At 59.3% G+C, this 1,173-nt stretch carries 1 protein-coding gene; it reads right to left on the bottom strand.

Features of this window, described 5'->3' with window-relative positions; translation table 11 throughout:
• Complete coding sequence (locus NCT32_RS36910; RefSeq protein ID WP_061122033.1) at positions 1-1,086, bottom strand: IS630 family transposase; 1,086 nt, start codon at positions 1,084-1,086, stop codon at positions 1-3.
• Between the last annotated feature and the right edge of the window lie 87 nt (positions 1,087-1,173).

The following is a 1,173-nucleotide window of genomic DNA, read 5'->3' as shown; positions in this document are numbered from 1 at the left end:
CTAGTGTCCCGAGTTAGAAATTCGTAGACAAAATCGCTTGACGCTGGCGAGGATGTCGTCGGCCGATTTGGTCCAGTTGAAAGGTCTCGGATCAGTGTTGTTGATCTGGATGTATTGGCGGATCGCCTGTTCGAGTTGCCGGGTGGAGCGATGCGTGCCTCGGCGGATGTATGTCTCGCTGAGCGTGGCAAACCATCGTTCGACCTGGTTAATCCACGAAGCAGAGGTGGGGGTGAAATGCGCATGGAAACGCGGATGGCGAGCCAGCCACGTATTGATCGAGGAGGTTTTGTGCGTGCCGTAGTTATCCATCACCAGATGGATGTCCAGGTGGGGTGGCACGTTGGCTTCGATGGTGCGCAGGAACTGCAGGAATTCACTGCTGCGATGACGCCGATGCAGTTCGCCAATGACTTCGCCCGTGGAGATGTCCAGCGCCGCGAACAGGGTGGTCGTGCCGTGACGCATATAGTCGTGCGTGCGTCGCTCAGGGATGCCCGGGGCCAGCGGCAGCATAGGTTGGGTGCGGTCCAGCGCCTGGATCTGGCTCTTCTCGTCCACGCATAACACCATCGCCTTGAGCGGCGGGTCCAGATACAGCCCGACGATATCGCGCACCTTGTCGACGAAAAATGGATCAGTGGAGAGCTTGAAGGTCGCCTGCCGATGCGGTTGCAATCCGAAGGCACGCCAGATCCGCGACACGGCTGTCTGCGACATTCCCATCTCGCGGGCCATTGTTCGCGTGCTCCAGTGAGTCGCGCCTGGGGGCACGGATTCGAGCGTGCGTGCGACGACCGCGTCCACCTGCGCGTCCTCGATCGTCCTCGGTGCGCCCGGGCGCGGGGCATCGAGCAACCCGTCCACGCGGTAACTGATGAATCGCGAACGCCACTTCGAAACCGTATGCGAGGTGACACGTTGTCTTGTCGCGACCGTGTTGTTGTCGAAGCCCTCGGCGCAAGCGAGCACAATACGCGCTCTCAGCGCAAGTGCCTGTGCCGTCTTGCGCCGCATCGTCAACGCTATGAGCTGTTCGCGTTCCGACCCACTCAGAACCAGTGGCGCCTTCGGTCTTCCTCTCATCGTCGCCTCGGTTATTTGCGAACCCTGCAATCCAGGTTAGTACATCACGCAAATAAGGCAACGAATTTTTAACTCAAGACACTAGGT

The sequence above is a fragment of the Caballeronia sp. INML2 genome (assembly GCF_023631365.1).
Classification (GTDB): domain Bacteria; phylum Pseudomonadota; class Gammaproteobacteria; order Burkholderiales; family Burkholderiaceae; genus Caballeronia; species Caballeronia turbans.
The sequence above is the reverse complement of the archived record's forward strand: the minus strand, read 5'-3'. Positions and strand labels throughout refer to the sequence as shown.